Source organism: Flavobacterium sp. LC2016-23 (genome assembly GCF_009674775.1).
Classification (GTDB): domain Bacteria; phylum Bacteroidota; class Bacteroidia; order Flavobacteriales; family Flavobacteriaceae; genus Flavobacterium.
In genome coordinates, this window is sequence record NZ_WKKE01000082.1 from 1 (window position 1) to 513 (window position 513).

Genomic DNA, 513 nt, shown 5'->3' on the forward strand with positions numbered 1-513 from the left:
ACGCAGGAATTCTGTAAAGTGGATAATAAAACAGTAGCTGATTTGAAAACTGCTGAAACAGGCGTGACGTGGTATGATGATGCGACAGGAGTAAACGCAATTCCTTCCACAACCCTTTTGGAAAACAATAAAGTGTATTACGGTTCGCTAAAGGTAGGAACCTGCGAAAGCCCAACACGTTTGGCCGTAACGGTAACGCTAAGTGATCCTCAAACGCCAACAGGAGCAACCACGCAGGAATTCTGTAAAGTGGATAATAAAACAGTGGCTGATTTGGCAACAACAGAATCAGGTGTGACGTGGTATGATGATGCGACAGGAATAAATGCAATTCCGTCAACAACAGCTTTGGAAAACAATAAGGTTTATTACGGTTCCTTAAAAGTAGGAACCTGTGAGAGTCCAACCCGATTGGCGGTAACGGTTATTTTAAACAATCCGCAAACGCCAACAACTACCCAGACCACACAGGAATTCTGTAAAGTGGATCATAAAACGGTAGCCGATTTGGTA

The 513-nt window shown here is 43.3% G+C and carries 1 pseudogene; it reads left to right on the plus strand.

Annotated features, from left to right (window positions below):
- Positions 1-513: pseudogene (locus GJU43_RS22960) on the plus strand (hypothetical protein); the annotation flags it as partial.